Origin of the sequence: Streptomyces sp. NBC_00252, from assembly GCF_036187565.1 — a bacterium.
Classification (GTDB): domain Bacteria; phylum Actinomycetota; class Actinomycetes; order Streptomycetales; family Streptomycetaceae; genus Streptomyces.
Genome location: NZ_CP108087.1, coordinates 3,803,548 through 3,817,335, shown reverse-complemented (window position 1 = coordinate 3,817,335; position 13,788 = coordinate 3,803,548). Strand labels below are relative to the sequence as shown.

11 protein-coding genes, 2 tRNA genes and 2 pseudogenes are annotated in these 13,788 nt (G+C 69.7%); 8 read left to right on the top strand and 7 right to left on the bottom strand.

Annotation, left to right across the window (positions count from 1 at the left end; translation table 11 throughout):
* Nucleotides 1-20 precede the first annotated feature (20 nt).
* Both OHT77_RS16415 and OHT77_RS16410 read right to left on the bottom strand, forming a co-directional pair.
* The gene (locus OHT77_RS16415) at nucleotides 21-542 is read right to left on the bottom strand and encodes an NUDIX hydrolase (protein ID WP_328829218.1); all 522 of its coding nucleotides are present in this window, start codon (nucleotides 540-542) and stop codon (nucleotides 21-23) included.
* A complete protein-coding gene (locus tag OHT77_RS16410; RefSeq protein ID WP_328829217.1) occupies nucleotides 539-1,978 on the bottom strand; it encodes a zinc-dependent metalloprotease in 1,440 nt (479 codons plus the stop codon). The genes OHT77_RS16415 and OHT77_RS16410 overlap by 4 nt, the downstream gene beginning before the upstream one ends.
* 192 nt (nucleotides 1,979-2,170) lie before the next feature.
* On the opposite strand from OHT77_RS16410, the gene OHT77_RS16405 reads away from it, so the two are divergent.
* The 4 genes from OHT77_RS16405 to OHT77_RS16390 all read left to right on the top strand — a co-directional run bounded on the left by OHT77_RS16405 (nucleotide 2,171) and on the right by OHT77_RS16390 (nucleotide 5,371).
* Complete coding sequence (locus tag OHT77_RS16405) at nucleotides 2,171-3,283, top strand: SDR family oxidoreductase (RefSeq protein ID WP_266772347.1); 1,113 nt, start codon at nucleotides 2,171-2,173, stop codon at nucleotides 3,281-3,283.
* Between the two features lie 180 nt (nucleotides 3,284-3,463).
* Nucleotides 3,464-3,925, top strand: coding sequence for a molybdenum cofactor biosynthesis protein MoaE (locus OHT77_RS16400; protein WP_266772349.1), 462 nt, complete (start codon nucleotides 3,464-3,466; stop codon nucleotides 3,923-3,925).
* A 130-nt stretch (nucleotides 3,926-4,055) separates the two neighbouring features.
* Nucleotides 4,056-4,220: a hypothetical protein gene (locus OHT77_RS16395; protein WP_266772351.1), complete on the top strand. Its 165-nt coding sequence runs from the start codon at nucleotides 4,056-4,058 to the stop codon at nucleotides 4,218-4,220.
* A 53-nt stretch (nucleotides 4,221-4,273) separates the two neighbouring features.
* The gene (locus OHT77_RS16390) at nucleotides 4,274-5,371 is read left to right on the top strand and encodes a YlbL family protein (RefSeq protein ID WP_328829215.1); all 1,098 of its coding nucleotides are present in this window, start codon (nucleotides 4,274-4,276) and stop codon (nucleotides 5,369-5,371) included.
* A 147-nt stretch (nucleotides 5,372-5,518) separates the two neighbouring features.
* On the opposite strand, the gene OHT77_RS16385 is transcribed toward OHT77_RS16390, so the two are convergent.
* Nucleotides 5,519-6,061, bottom strand: a complete 543-nt coding sequence (locus OHT77_RS16385; RefSeq protein WP_328829214.1) for a PPA1309 family protein — start codon at nucleotides 6,059-6,061, stop codon at nucleotides 5,519-5,521.
* A gap of 174 nt (nucleotides 6,062-6,235) precedes the next feature.
* On the opposite strand from OHT77_RS16385, the gene OHT77_RS16380 reads away from it, so the two are divergent.
* From OHT77_RS16380 to OHT77_RS16365, 4 genes are all read left to right on the top strand, one after another.
* Nucleotides 6,236-9,181: a UPF0182 family membrane protein gene (locus tag OHT77_RS16380; protein WP_328834257.1), complete on the top strand. Its 2,946-nt coding sequence runs from the start codon at nucleotides 6,236-6,238 to the stop codon at nucleotides 9,179-9,181.
* A gap of 72 nt (nucleotides 9,182-9,253) precedes the next feature.
* Nucleotides 9,254-9,327 (top strand) — tRNA-Met (locus OHT77_RS16375).
* Between the two features lie 205 nt (nucleotides 9,328-9,532).
* Nucleotides 9,533-11,347 carry a tetratricopeptide repeat protein gene (locus tag OHT77_RS16370; protein ID WP_328829213.1) on the top strand — a complete coding sequence of 605 codons (1,815 nt, stop codon included), beginning with the start codon at nucleotides 9,533-9,535 and terminating at the stop codon, nucleotides 11,345-11,347.
* A gap of 85 nt (nucleotides 11,348-11,432) precedes the next feature.
* Nucleotides 11,433-11,506 (top strand) — tRNA-Met (locus OHT77_RS16365).
* Nucleotides 11,507-11,554: 48 nt separating this feature from the next.
* Here the strand turns inward: OHT77_RS16365 and OHT77_RS45035 are convergent.
* From OHT77_RS45035 to OHT77_RS16350, 4 genes and pseudogenes are all read right to left on the bottom strand, one after another.
* Nucleotides 11,555-11,677, bottom strand: a pseudogene (locus OHT77_RS45035) (ABC transporter substrate-binding protein); the annotation flags it as partial.
* Nucleotides 11,659-11,967: pseudogene (locus OHT77_RS16360) on the bottom strand (ABC transporter ATP-binding protein); the annotation flags it as partial. The pseudogenes OHT77_RS16360 and OHT77_RS45035, both read right to left, overlap by 19 nt.
* A gap of 171 nt (nucleotides 11,968-12,138) precedes the next feature.
* Nucleotides 12,139-12,555 (bottom strand): Fur family transcriptional regulator, encoded by a 417-nt coding sequence (locus OHT77_RS16355; protein ID WP_019058319.1) that lies wholly within the window; start codon nucleotides 12,553-12,555, stop codon nucleotides 12,139-12,141.
* Between the two features lie 98 nt (nucleotides 12,556-12,653).
* Entirely contained in the window at nucleotides 12,654-13,082 is a 429-nt protein-coding gene (locus tag OHT77_RS16350) for a CBS domain-containing protein (protein ID WP_266772364.1), read from the bottom strand.
* Nucleotides 13,083-13,788 lie beyond the last annotated feature (706 nt).

Here is a 13,788-nt window from a genome sequence, read left to right as displayed (position 1 = left end):
CGGCGCTTGCCACACCCTGCTCAGAGCCTGGCGCGCGTCGCCTCCAGCAGCCGTACGACCGACTCGTCCGCCACCGACGCCACCTCGTCGTAGGGGAACCAGCGCAGGTCGAGGGACTCGTCGCTGATCTCCTGGACGGCGCCGGGGGGTGCCACCACCGCGTACTGCACGTCGTAGTGGACGTGGCACGGCGCGGGGATCGCGTGGCGGTCCAGGCGGACCGGGCCGCCCGGCAGGAGAGTCAGGCCGGTGATGCCGGACTCCTCCGTGGCCTCGCGCAGCGCCGCCGCCTTCAGGGAGGTGTCCTCCGGCTCGCAGTGACCGCCCATCTGGAGCCACATCCGCAGCTTCTTGTGCAGGGTCAGCAGGACCCTGCCGTGCTCCGGGTCGATCACCAGGGCGCTCGCCGTGACATGCCCGGAGTGGCAGGACTTCCACATGCCGTCCGGGTGGGCGGCCAGGTGGTCCAGGTAGGCCTGGCGCAGCTCTTCCTGGTCCTCGTAGCTCTTGAGTACGAGGACCGCGTCGTCGTACAGGCTCACTCGGTGTCGTCGTCCTTGGAGTCCTCGTCCTTCTTCAGGTTCGGCTTCTCCGCGGTGCCGCTCGCCGCCTCGCCGAGCATCTTGTCCAGCTCGGAGAAGTCCAGCTGCTCGCGGTGCACAAAGCCGTCCGGGTCGTCCAGGTCGGAGGCCGTCGGCAGCATGTCCGGGTGGGCCCACAGACCGTCCCGGCCGTCGACACCGCGCGCGTCCGTGAGCGAGGCCCACAGACGGGAGGCGTCGCGCAGCCGGCGCGGGCGCAGTTCCAGGCCGATCAGCGTGGCGAACGTCTGCTCGGCCGGACCGCCCGTCGCACGACGGCGGCGCAGGGTCTCGCGGAGCGCGTCGGCGGACGTCAGACGCGGTTTCGCGGCCGCGTGGACCACCGCGTCGACCCAGCCCTCGACGAGCGCCAGAGCCGTCTCCAGACGGGCCAGGGCGGCCTTCTGCTCCGGGGTGTCCTCCGGCTGGAACATGCCCTGCTGGAGCGCGTCCTGCAGCTGCTCCGGATTCGCCGGGTCGAACTGGCCGACCACGTCCTCCAGCTTCGCGGTGTCGACCTTGATCCCGCGCGCGTACCCGTCGACCGCGCCGTACAGGTGCGAGCGCAGCCACGGCACGTGGGCGAACAGGCGCTGGTGGGCGGCCTCGCGCAGGGCGAGGTAGAGCCGCACCTCCTCCTGGGGGACGCCCAGGTCCTTGCCGAACGCCTTGATGTTCAGCGGCAGCAGGGCGGCCTTGCCGACCGGGCCGAGCGGCAGGCCGATGTCGGTCGAACCGACGACCTCGCCCGCGAGCACGCCCACGGCCTGCCCGATCTGCGTGCCGAACATGGCACCGCCCATCGAGCGCATCATGCCGATGAGCGGGCCCGCCATGGCCTGCATCTCCTCCGGCAGGACATCGCCCATGGCCGCGCCGACCCGCTCGGCGACCGGGTCCACGAGTTCCTTCCAGGCGGGCAGGGTCGCCTCGACCCACTCCGCGCGGGACCACGCCACGGCGCTCCCGGCACCGGACGGCAGCGAGGTCGCGTCGTCCAGCCACAGGTCGGCCAGCCGCACCGCCTCCTCGACCGCACTGCGGTCGGCGGGGCCGATGCTCGCGTCCTTGACGTCGTCCTGCGTGCCCTGGGAGACCGTCTGGCGGGCGATCTGCTTGGCCATGTCCCAGTTCACCGGGCCGCCCTCGTACGAGAGCATCTGGCCCAGCTGCTGGAACGCGGCGCCCAGGTCATTGGGGTTCAGCGAGCCGAACATGGCCGCGAGCGGATTGTCCGCGCCGGGGCCGCCAAAGCCCCCGGCACCTGGCAGGCCGCCAAATCCGAACGGGTTGGCCGGTCCCTGACCACCACCGCTCTCCTGGTCCTTCTTCTTGCCCTCGTCGCCGTCGTCCGGCTCCTCCGGCGGAAGGCCGAATCCGAATGGGGTGTCACTCACGGGATTCCTCGGCTGTTAAGGCCGCCGGTTCTCTCCGACGGCACGACTGCCCTTCAACACCACCCAGCGTAGACACCGCGGGCCGATCGGGCCTCGGTGCTTCGCCGAGACCCGGCCTGCGGCAGGATGGATGCCACCTGGTCCGGACGCGTCACGCGCATCCGTACTGAAGACAACCGCTGGAGACGCCCGGTGAGTTCCCCAGATCCGCAGGTTCGCGCAGCGCGAAACCACTCAACCAGTCCCGCCGTGCGCGGGCCCGTCGTCGCGGTCACCGGCGCCGCGTCCGGGATCGGGGCGCTGCTGACCGAGCGGCTCGCCGCCTCCGAGGAGATCAAGCAGGTCATCGCCATCGACGAGCGGCGCGGCGAGTGCGCCGCGGCGCAGTGGCACATCCTCGACGTACGGGATCCGGCCATCGCGGAGAAGCTGCGCGGCGCGGACGTCGTCGTCCATCTGGCCCTGGACCTCGATCTGGAGACAGACCCGGCCGCCCGTTCGGCGTACAACGTCCGGGGGACGCAGACCGTGCTGACCGCCGCCGCGGCGGCCGGGGTCCACCGGGTCGTGCTGTGCACCTCGGCGATGGTCTACGGCGCGCTGCCCGACAACGAACTGCCGCTCTCGGAGGACGCCGAACTGCGCGCCACCGCGGAGGCCACCGGCGTCGGCGACCTCCTGGAGGTCGAGCGCCTCGCCCGCCGCGCACCCCGGGCGCACCCCGGGCTGAACGTCACCGTCGTCCGCCCCGGAGTCCTCGTCGGCGGCACCGACACCGCGCTGACCAGGTACTTCGAGTCGCCCCGGCTCCTCGTGGTGGCCGGGTCGCGGCCCGCCTGGCAGTTCTGCCACGTCGAGGACCTGTGCAGTGCCCTGGAGTACGCCGTCCTGGAGAAGGTCGAGGGGGAGCTCGCCGTCGGCTGCGACGGATGGCTGGAGCAGGAGGAGGTCGAGGAGCTCAGCGGGATCCGCCGCATGGAGCTGCCGTCCGCGGTCGCGCTCGGCGCGGCGGCTCGGCTGCACCGCATCGGGCTCACCCCGTCCCCGGCCGGCGACCTCGCCTACACGATGTACCCCTGGGTGGTCAGCGGGAGCCGGCTGCACGACGCGGGCTGGCGGCCGCAGTGGACCAACGAGGAAGTGCTCGCGGAGCTGCTGGAGGAGGTCTCCGGGAGGCACACGGTCGTCGGACGCCGCCTCGGCCGCAAGGACGCGACGGCGGCGGGCGCAGCGGGCGCGACGGTCGCCCTGCTGGGCGCGGCGGCGGTCGTACGCCGGGCCCGGAAGGCGCGGCGCCGGATCTGACGGGCGGGCACATCCGGGACGCCCAGACCCCGCTCCCGTCAAGCGCACCCAGGGCTCCAGCGACACGCCGACCCCACCCCCGAAAAGCCCACCCCCTGTAGGACACTCCAAACCCGCACACGCGCGTGCCTGGTGAAAGTGCTATTCCTCGCTGTCCGCGAGGTGCGGCACGATGGAGGCATGGCACCCACGATCGACCACCCCGGTGAGCTGGCAGCGCAGGACCCCATCAAGTTGATCGGGATCCGGGAGACGCCCCTCTCCGTGGACGAGGTCTTCCGGGCCGTGGGGGACGACGCGGCAGGCGGGATGGCCCTCTTCGTGGGGACCGTGCGCAACCACGACGGCGGGGCCGACGTCGACGAGCTGGGGTACTCGGCCCACCCCAGTGCCGAGGACGAGATGCGGCGGATCGCCGAGAAGGTCGTCGCGGAGTACCCGGTACGGGCGCTCGCCGCCGTCCACCGGGTGGGCGATCTCGGCATCGGGGACCTGGCGGTCGTCGTCGGCGTGTCGTGTCCGCACCGGGGCGAGGCCTTCGAGGCGTGCAGGAAGCTGATCGACGACCTCAAGCACGAGGTGCCGATCTGGAAGCACCAGAAGTTCTCCGACGGCACCGAGGAGTGGGTCGGCGCCTGTTGACGCACGATCACAACCCCGTCGTCCGTCCTCCGGTTGCGTAACCGTCCCCCGGGCATGAGCGTTGTCAGTGGGGCTGGCTAATCTGCTGATCAGTCAGTTGAGTTCACTCATTCGGGGTTGGGAGGTCGGCATGGCGGCACTCGCCTGGTTGTTGATTCCGCTGGCGGCTGCGATAGGTGCCGGCGTCTGGGGAAGCTGGGCGAACCGGACCCGCAAGGCGCGCAGCGACGGTCCGGAGCTGGACGGGTACACGCGCTTCCGCGAGGCCATGGAGAAGTCGCATTCCGGCACCTGATCGGAAGACGGCCCTGACGGTGCGCTGACAGAAGCGTCCCGTACTGTCGTGCCATGCCACGCCGCACCGCGACGATGCTCGCCTCCACCCTGATGCTGATCGCGCTCCTGTGCGCGGGAGTCCTCATCAACGTCCCGTATTCGGAGATGTCGCCGGGCCCCACGGTGAACACGCTCGGGGACCACGACGGCGAGCCGGTACTGCAGATCAACGGGCGCAAGACCTACGCGACGACCGGTCACCTGAACATGACGACGGTCCGCGTCACCAGCGCCGACTACAACATGAACCTCATCGAGGCCGTGTACGGCTGGCTCGCCCACGACGACAAGATCGTCCCGCACGACACGCTGTACCCGGACGGCAAGACGGAGCAGCAGTCCACCCAGGAGAACGCCGAGGAGTTCAGCCAGTCCCAGGAGAGCGCCAAGGTCGCCGCCCTGGACCAGCTGGGCGTCCCGGTGAAGTCCTGGGTGATCGTCTCCACGGTCGTCAAGGGCACCCCGGCCGAGGGCAAGCTGCACGCCGGTGACGTGATCAAGGCGGTCGACGGTACGACGGTGAAGCAGCCCGACGACGTCGCGAAGCTGGTCACCAAGCACAAGCCCGGCGAGAACGTCGTGTTCACGATCGTGCCCGCCAAGGAGCAGGCCGCCGCGGTGAAGGCGAACAAGACGGCGACGGCGACGAAGAACATCACGATCACCACCGCGACCTCCGACGACACCGGCGCCAAGCGCGCCATCGTCGGCATCTCCGCCGGGACCGATCACACGTTCCCGTTCACCATCGACATCAAGCTCGCCGACGTCGGCGGTCCGAGCGCCGGCCTGATGTTCGCGCTCGGCATCTACGACAAGCTCACCCCGGGCGACCTCACCGGCGGCAAGTTCGTCGCGGGCACCGGCACGATCGACGACGAAGGCAAGGTCGGTCCGATCGGCGGCATCTCGATGAAGACGGTCGGAGCGCGCAACAAGGGCGCCCAGTACTTCCTGACCCCGGCCGACAACTGCGCGGAGGCCGCCAAGGACACCCCGGGCGGTCTGAAGCTGGTCAAGGTCAACACCATCAAGGACGCGATCAGCTCCCTGAAGCTGATCAACAGCGGCAAGACCGCCGACCTCCCGAAGTGCAGCACCAAGAGCTGAACAAGGCATCCCCCAAGGCCTCTTCCAGGCCTCTTCTCAAGAAGAGCTCGATCACGGCTCGGAAGACTCGCTACGACTCCGGGGGCGTCCTCACACAGAGGGCGCCCCCGGAGTCGTACCCGAGCATCGGAGTCGTAGCGGACGGTGTCAGTCCTCGAAGGTGGCCGACAGGGCCTCCGCGAGGCCGGGGACCAGGGCGCCGCCGGTGAGGACCTCCGTGGGGGAGTCCTTCTCGCGCAGGCGGAGGGCCGAGTCGCGGCTGCCGTCGCGCAGGACCGCGACCGTCATGCGGACCTCCTGGCGGTCCGGGTGCTGGGCGACCCACTGGGTGAGCTTCTGCCCGCTGAGGCCCTCCGGGACCGACGCCTCGGCGGACGGCGGCAGCATCAGGCGCTCGACCGTGAGCGCGCAGCCGGCCACCGCGTCGGGCCAGGCGATTGTGCCGAGGAACTCGTCCAGCGGCTTCCCGGCCGGGATCTCCTCCTGCTCGATCGGGGTGAGACCGGTGGTCTCGGGCTCGTCCCGCAGGCCGAGTTGGGCCGCGAGACCGGGTTCCTGGGCCCGCAACTGCGCGGTGTCTACGAGGGCGAAGAGGCGGGCGGGCTGGTCCCAGCCGAGGCCGGAGGCGTACTCGTCGATCTCGAGCACGGCCCGGGTGAGGGGGTTCGCCGCCATGGGAGTGTTGGACATGGTCACAATCCTGCCTCGTTCATGGCCGGAATCGGGAACCGAGTAAACGGTGAGTAAGTTGCATAGGTGTGGGCCCGCGATCACGTGGGGCTACGGAGGGCCCCCGACACCGGGGACCTGACGCAACGACAGCGACCAACAGCGAACTTCGAGGTGCGCACCTTGGCTTTCCAGATGCCGGACCGCGGCGGAGGCCCGACAGGGCCGCGGATCAGAGTGGGCCGCCCGTCCCGGCGTGTCCGGACTTTGCTCATGACACTGGGCGTCCTTGCCGTACTCGGCATGGCGTTCACGATGTTCGCGGGCTTCTGGACGGACTGGCTCTGGTACCGCTCGGTGCATTACTCGTCCGTGTTCACGACCACCCTGACCACGAAGATCGGGCTCTTCTTCGTCTTCGGGCTGCTGATGGCGGCCGCGGTGGGGGTGAACATCTGGCTGGCGCACCGTCTGCGCCCGCCGCTCAGCGCCATGTCGATGGAGCAGCAGAGCCTCGACCGCTACCGCATGGGCATCGCGCCCTACAAGAAGTGGCTGCTGCTGGCCATCACGGCCCTCGTCGGGCTGATCGCGGGCGCCTCCGCGTCCAGCCAGTGGCGGGTCTGGCTGATGTGGGTCAACGGCGTGCCCTTCCACCAGTCGGACCCGCAGTTCCATCTCGACGTGTCCTTCTACGCGTTCGACCTGCCCTGGTACCGCTTCCTGCTCGGCTTCGGCTTCGCCGCCGCGATCCTCTCGCTGCTGGCCGCCGCGCTGACGCACTACCTGTACGGCGGCCTGCGCATCACCAGCCCCGGAGCGCGCGCCACGGCCGCGGCCACCGGGCATCTGTCGGTGCTGCTCGGCATCTTCGTCGCCCTCAAGGCGGTGGCCTACTGGCTCGACCGGTACGGACTCGCCGTGAAGTCCAGCGACTTCAAGGCGACGGGCGACTGGACGGGCCTGAGGTACGTCGACGCGAACGCGTATCTGCCGGCCAAGACGATCCTGTTCTGCATCGCCGTCATCTGCGCGCTGCTGTTCTTCGCCACCCTGTGGCGGCGCACCTGGCAGCTGCCCGTCATCGGCTTCGGCCTGATGGTGCTCTCCGCGATCCTCATCGGCGGCCTGTACCCGGCGATCGTCCAGAAGTTCACGGTCCAGCCGAACGAACAGGCCAAGGAAGCCCCGTACGTCCAGAAGAACCTCAAGGCGACGCGCGAGGCCTACGGCATCGACGACACCAAGGTCACGGAGTACTCGGGGACGAGCACCACCAAGGACAAGGGCAAGCTGCGCTCCGACGTGGACTCCACGGCGAGCATCCGGATCGTGGACCCGAACGTCGTGTCGCCCACGTTCCAGCAGCTCCAGCAGATCAGGAACTACTACGCGTTCCCGACCAACCTGGATGTCGACCGGTACAGCGAGGACGGCAAGGACCAGGACACGGTCATCGGCCTGCGCGAGCTGAACCTCAACGGCATCCCGAAGAACAACTGGATCAACGACCACTTCCGCTACACGCACGGCTACGGAGTGGTCGCCGCCAAGGGCACCGAGGTCGACTCCGAGGGCCGCCCGGTCTTCACCGAGTCCGATCTGCCGTCCAGGGGTGACCTCGGGACGTACGAGCAGCAGATCTACTACGGCGAGAAGACCACCACGTACTCGATCGTCGGCGGTCCCCAGAAGGAGATCGACTACTCCGACGACAGCGGCGAGAAGACCACCAGTTACACGGGCAAGAGCGGGGTCAACCTCTCCAACCCGATCAACCGGGCCGCGTACGCGGTGGCGTTCAACGAACCGCAGATCCTCTACTCCGGTGCGATCGGCGAGGGTTCGCGGATCCTGTACAACCGCACGCCCAAGGAGCGCGTCGAGGCGGTGGCGCCCTGGCTGACCATCGACGGTGACGCCTATCCGGCGGTCGTGGACGGCCGTATCCAGTGGATCGTCGACGCGTACACGACGAGCAACGGATACCCGTACGCCTCGCGTACGACCCTCGGGGACACCACGGCCGACTCGCTGACGGCGTCGAACAACAACCGCGCGGTGGTGGCCCAGCAGAACCAGGTCAACTACATCCGCAACTCGGTGAAGGCGACCGTCGACGCGTACACCGGCCAGGTCAAGCTGTACCAGTGGGACACCAAGGACCCGGTCCTGAAGACGTGGATGAAGGCGTTCCCGGGCACGGTCAAGCCCAAGGCCGACATCTCGTCCGCGCTCATGGCCCATCTCCGGTACCCGCAGGACCTGTTCAAGGTGCAGCGCGAGCTGCTCACCCGCTACCACGTGACGGACGCGCAGACGTTCCTCAGCGGCAGCGAGGTGTGGCAGGTGCCGGACGACCCGACCAACAAGTCGGGGAGCGCGGTCCCGCCGTACTACCTGAGCATGAAGATGCCGGACCAGTCCGCGCAGGCCTTCTCGCTGACGACGACGTTCACACCGAACGGCAGAGACAACCTCAGCGCCTTCATGGCCGTCGACTCCGAGGCCGGCACCCCGGACTACGGCAAGATCAGAATCCTGAAGCTGCCGACCAGTACGACCGTCGGCGGGCCCAAACAGGTGCAGAGCGCGTTCAACTCCCAACAGGACATCGCCGAATCCATCAAGCTGCTCAAGGGCGGCGACTCCGACATCGAGTACGGCAACCTGCTGACGGTGCCGCTCGACGGGGGACTGCTCTACGTGGAGCCTGTCTACGTACGCGGTGGTGGACTCAAGTACCCGCTCCTGCGCAAGGTGTTGGTGGCCTACGGGAACAAGACCGCGTTCGAGGACACCCTCGACGAGGGGCTCAACAAGGTCTTCGGGGCGGAGACGAGTACGACCCCGCCACCGGACGAGAGCACCAGTCCACCGACATCCAGCGACCCCACGGTCCAGGCGGCGTTGAGCGACGCCCAGAAGGCCTTCGACGCCGGGCAACAGGCGTTGAAGAAGGGCGACTGGGAGGCGTACGGCCAGGCGCAGAAGGATCTCCAGTCCGCGCTGAAGCGGGCCGAGGACGCGCAGGCCGCGGCGGACAAGAGCAAGACCAGCAGCGGTGGCAAGAACAGCGACAAGAGCAGTCCGAGTGCCAGTCCCAGTGCCAGTGGAAGTCCGAGCAGTGCGAGCGGTTAGCGCAGCTCAGACGGCAGTTGATCACTAGGTCAGAGGCCCCCTCCGCGCCGTGGTACGGTTGCAACACAACGGCGCGGGGTGGAGCAGCTCGGTAGCTCGCTGGGCTCATAACCCAGAGGTCGCAGGTTCAAATCCTGTCCCCGCTACTGAACGCGAAGGCCCGGATCCTTAAAGGATCCGGGCCTTCGCGCTGTGCGAACGCATGTGCCGACGAGGGTGACGGCCGTGCCGCCGGGGGGAGTTGGTGAAACCGTGTTTGGCTTGTCTCTCTGTGGGCATGTCGACAAAACGCTGTAGAGACCTCACGGGCTGCGGTATACCAGGTGTACCCAGGTTGCAGGTGGTGCGACGATGGACGTTATGGGGGACAAGGCAACTCTGTTGGATACAGGGCGTTTTGTGCAGCCTTCCGACCGGGACGAGACCGGTGACGGGGAGGCTGTCGACGAGGCACGCACACGGCTCGCCGCACAGGCCGGCGACGTCGAGGCGATGAGTGTCCTCGGAGCGATGCTGCTGCGCCGCGGTGATCTCGACGGAGCCGAGCCCCTGTTGCGTGCCGCCACCGCCGAGGGCGACCGGGCCGCCGCCAACAACCTGGGCGTCCTCCTGCACCAGCGCGGCTACACCGACGACGCCGCCGGCTGGTGGCGCATCGCCGCCGTGGCCGGTTCCGCCGCCGCCGCGCACGCGCTCGGGCGCTACCACCGCGAGCGCGGTGACGAGCCCGCCGCCGAGTACTGGCTGCGCCAGTCCGCCGAACAGGGCCACGCGCTGGGCGCGTACGCGCTCGCCGATCTCCTGGAGCACCGCGGGGACACCGCGGCCGAGCAGTGGATGCGGTCCGCCGCCGAGCGCGGGCACCGCGAGGCCGCGTACCGGCTCGCCCGCGCGCTCGACCGGCAGACGCAGCACGAGGACGAGTACGGGACTGACAACGGTGTCGACGCGCCCCCCGCGGGCGGCGAGGCCGAGCAGTGGTACCGCCAGGCCGCCGCGCGCGGACACCAGCGCGCCGCGCTGCAGCTCGGGGCGATCCTGGAGCGGCGGGGCGAGCTGAAGGAGGCCGGGCGCTGGTATCTGACGTCCGCCAAGGACGGGGAGGCGCGGGCCGCCTGCGCGCTCGGGTTCCTGCTGCGCGACGCCGGCGACACCGAGAGCGCCGCCGTGTGGTGGCTGCGGGCCGCGCAGGACGGCGACGGCAACGCGGCCAACGCGCTGGGCGCGCTGCACGCCGAGCGCGGGGAGACGCAGACCGCCGAGCGCTGGTACCGGGCCGCGATGGACGCCGGAGACGTGAACGGCGCGTACAACCTCGGGCTGCTGTGCGCCGAGCAGGCGCGTACCGCGCAGGCCGAGCAGTGGTACCGCCGGGCCGCCTACGCCGGGCACCGTGAGGCCGCCAACGCGCTGGCCGTGCTGCTGCTCCAGGGCGGCGACGCCACAGGGGCCGAGCCGTGGTTCTCCAAGGCCGCCGAGGCCGGCAGCGTGGACGCCGCGTTCAACCTCGGGATCCTCTTCGCCGGGCGGGGCGAGGAGGGCGTCGCGCTGCCCTGGTACGAGCGGGCCGCTGCCGCCGGGCACACGGAGGCGGCGTTGCAGGTCGGGATCGCCCGGCTCCGGGACGGGGACGAGCGGGAGGCCGAGCGGCATCTGCGGTGTGCGGCCGGTGGCGGGAGCGCGGAGGCCGCGTACCGGCTGGCCTCGGTGCTTGATTCCCGGCGGCCGCCCGCGCCCGCGCACGAGCTGGGTGAGCAGGTGCACGAGAAGACCGAGTGCGAGGAGTGGTACGAGCGGGCCGCGTCCCAGGGGCATCGGCGGGCGCAGGTCCGGGTGGGGATGCTGGCCGCCGCGCGGGGCGATGTCGTGGAGGCGGCCCGGTGGTACCGGTCGGCCGCGGAGGCCGGGTCTCGCAACGGGGCGTTCAATCTGGGGCTGTTGCTGGCTCGGGAGGGGAGCGAGCCCGAGGCCGCTGTGTGGTGGGCTCGGGCGGCTGACGCGGGGCATGGGCGGGCGGCGTTGCGGTTGGCGCTCGTGTATGCGCGGCGGGGGGAGTTGGCCGAAGGGCAGCGCTGGGCGGATCGGGCGGTGACCCTGGGGCCCGGCGAGGTGTCCGAGCGGGCCGCGCGGCTCCGGGATGCGCTGCGGCAGGAGCTGACCGCGTAGGGCTTCCCCGGCTGAGCGTCGCTGACCTGGGTTGATAACTGATTTGCTTCTGTCCGCCGGTCTGACGTAACGTTGCATTTACCGACGCGGGGTGGAGCAGCTCGGTAGCTCGCTGGGCTCATAACCCAGAGGTCGCAGGTTCAAATCCTGTCCCCGCTACTGAAGGCCGAGGGCCGGAACCCGAAAGGGTTCCGGCCCTCGGTGTTTCTACGGCTGGTGGCCCACCGCCTCCTCGTACAGGGAGCGGTCGACCGTGCGGGACTCCGGGAGCGGGGACCCCTTCGAGACGCCCGCCGCCTTGTAGGCCGACTGGAGCCGCGGGCATCGGCCTCGCGGCGCGGGGCGCGCTGGATGTCGAGGCCGAAGCGGACGTTGGCGCGGACCGTTTTCCAGTCGTAGATGCCGTAGTCCTGGAAGATCATGGCGGCCGGGTGGGCCGTGCGGCGGAGGCGCGGGGCGGACGGCGGCGGCGTGCGGATCTCCAGGGTGCCCGTGGTGGGGCGCAGCAGGCCCGGGGCGACGGTGAGTTCGAGCGGGTCGAGGGCGTCGACCTGGTGCGGGGCGCGGCCGAAGGTGCGGGTGAGATGGGTGGCGTGGAGTTTTGGGTGCGGGTCTCCCACGGTTGCTCCTCGCGGAGGTCGGGGTTCGGGGGGCGGGGCCGGAGATCGGTACGAGTCGGCGTGCCACACGGCGATATGACGGGCCGTCAGATTCAGGAAGGCCGTACGCAGCACAAAGCCCCGGCGGCCGCTGTGTGCGGTGCCGGGGCTCGGTGAAGGGCGGTAACAGGCTTACGCGCTCGCGCAGTTCGGGCACAGGCCGCGGTAGGTCACCTCGACGTCCGAGACCGTGAAGCCGAAGCGCTCCGAGTCGGGGAGGTCGGCCAGCGGGTTGCCGCCCGGGTGGACGTCACGGATCTGGCCGCAGTTGGCGCAGACCAGGTGGTGGTGCGGGCTGTGCGCGTTCGGGTCGTAGCGCTTGGCTCGCTTGTCCGTGGAGACTTCGAGGACCTCGCCGAGGGAGACCAGCTCGCCCAGCGTGTTGTAGACCGTCGCCCGGGAGATCTCGGGGAGCTTCGCCACGGCGCGGGAGTGGACTTCGTCGGCCGTCAGGTGGACGTGGTCGCCGTCGAGTACTTCGGCCACGACGCGGCGCTGTGCGGTCATCCGCCATCCGCGTCCGCGCAGCCGCTCCAGTAGGTCACTCATGCCGGTCAGCTTAACAGCTGGGTGACCAGTTCCCGAATGGGTGTGACTTTGGAGGAATGCTGGACTTGGACTTGGTCCAACCGCGATGAGGCCCGGTTTCAGGCGGGAACCTGCTGGCGGGCGGGTGCCCAGCAGCGGATGATGTCGCGGACCGAGACGATGCCGGCGGGCTCGCTGCGGTCGAGGACGATGAGGTGGCGGAAGCCGCCGTGGGCCATCGCGCTCGCCGCGTCCTCCAGGGTCCAGGCCGGGGTGGCGAAGACGACGTCGGTGGTGGTGTGGGCGTGGGCGCGCTCGGTGTCCGGGTTCTGGCCCCGGCCGAGGGAGTTGAGGATGTCGCGCTCGGTGAGGATGCCGATGCCGCCGGCGTCCGGATCGAGGACCACGGCCGCGCCGACATGACGCGAGGCCATCAGGGCGGCTGCCTGGCGGAGGGTGTGGGCGGGGCCGATGGTGAGGACCACCGTGCTCATGGCGTCGCGGACCAGGGTGGATCGGGGCGTGGATTGCGGAGTGGGATGCAGCATGGGATGAGGCCACCTCCTAGGGAATCCGGGGTCGTCGGCGGGCCCGTGGGATCTCTCGCGGGATCTGTCGTCGGAGCTTGTCGGCGGATCTCGTGTGGGATCTTCGGGTCCGTTAGTTACCGGGTTCACAAGTTCACAAGTGGGGGGACTCTCAGAGTCGCAGGTAAAGCACGGGTCAACAAGAGGGCGCGTGCGGCCGGTTGGGGGCGTGCGCAGGCGTCACGGGGTGCTCAGTAGCGCATGTATTGAGCGCGGTCGTTGGTGGGGTGCGGGGTTACCCTCCACTCCGCCGACGAGCTGCGTGGTTGCGGCCGTTGTTGGTCGTTGCTGGTCGTTGTTGGCCAGCCTCGGACGGCCCACAGACGGCCCGGCGAGGCCGCCGTGGCAATGCCCGGCTCGTCTCCGGACATCAGCTTGGGAAGCTAAGGGTGTCTAGGGCTCGTTCTGGGGTTGACCTGCGACGGAGCAGCGTCGGGGCTGTATGGGCGGGCGACCGGTTCCCCGGTGTTCCCCGTGGTTCCCCGCACGATCTGGCACGAGTTGAGAGAGTGCTTGATAGGTCGCAACGGTGACGGCATCAAATCTCCCTGACACGCGCACCGGTTGGCCCGTAGTGTCGTCAGATCAATGTGGATCACTTGAGCAGAGGTGATGCATGGCCCCACGCCCGCGGCGTTTGTGCGCCTTCTGCGGCAACCCAGGGAAG